General features: G+C 73.6%; 1 protein-coding gene and 1 pseudogene. Both read left to right on the plus strand.

From position 1 onward, the window contains the following. A pseudogene (locus tag IT540_RS20735) lies at positions 1-481 on the plus strand (hypothetical protein); the annotation flags it as partial. Positions 482-560: 79 nt separating this feature from the next. After that, positions 561-905: a LysM domain-containing protein gene (locus tag IT540_RS20740; protein ID WP_291181778.1), complete on the plus strand. Its 345-nt coding sequence runs from the start codon at positions 561-563 to the stop codon at positions 903-905. Positions 906-1045: the final 140 nt, after the last annotated feature.

Genomic DNA, 1045 nt, shown 5'->3' on the forward strand with positions numbered 1-1045 from the left:
CGCGCCCGCAGATGCCGTCGGCCTCGCCGCGGCGGTCGCCGTCGTCGCAGCGGAGGCGGGGTTGCGGGTGCTGCTCGTCGACGCCGATCTCGCCCGCCCCGTCCTGGCCGAGCGGCTCGGCGTCGAGCCGGCGCCGGGGCTGCAGGAGTACGTCGACGGTCGCGCCGGCCCGCGCGACGTGCTGCGCAGCATCGTGGTGGCGAACGGCGGCGAGCTCGCGGTCCTGCCCGCCGGGCGGGCCGGTCCCGGCGCGCGGTTCGACGGGCCGCGATTCGCGGCGCTCGTCGAGCGACTCGGGCGGGTCCACGACGTCGTCCTCTACGCGGCGGCGCCGATTCTCGGCGGCGGCGACGCGGTCATCGCCTCGGTCGCCGAGGTCGTGCCGGTGGTCGGCTCGGGGTTGACGGCGACCGATCTCGAACACGCCGCCGCGTTGCTCGGCGGGTCCCGGGTCGCGGTCGTCGCCACCGCCTCCGGATGAGCCCGGCCCGATCCGCAATTCCTCCGGCACGCAGGGGATTTGCCCGGCCGGGTCGGCTCCCGTTCCGTACCATTCCGGCGTGCCGACGATCAGTGCCCCGCGCGACCCCTCCGACCGCATCTCGTGGTTCAACCGGGTGCTCGCGCCGCTTGCCCTGCTCGCGGTCCTCGCCGCGATCTTCGTGATCGTCGCGTCCAACACCGGCGACAGCGACAAGGCCGAACAGGACACGAAGGCGAAGATCGCCGACGAGGGCAAGGAAAAGAGCGGGCCCGAGAACCCGAAGACCTACGTCGTCGAGGAAGGCGACACCCTGAGCGGCATCGCGGCGAAGTTCGATGTTTCCGTGAAGCGCCTCGAGCGGCTCAACCCGGACATCGATCCGCAGACGATCGGCGCCGGGCAGGAACTGAAGATCCGCTAGATGACGGCAGCCACCCGACCGGCGGTCGCGTTCCGCCTCCGGCTGACGCTGCTGGCTGCGCTCGCCACCACCGTCCTCGTCCCCGCGAGCGCCGTTGCCGGCGACGAGGCGGCCGCGCCGCCGCAGCTCGACGCGTCCTC

Origin of the sequence: Hyphomicrobium sp. (genome assembly GCF_020852195.1) — a bacterium.
GTDB lineage: Bacteria > Pseudomonadota > Alphaproteobacteria > Rhizobiales > Hyphomicrobiaceae > Hyphomicrobium_C.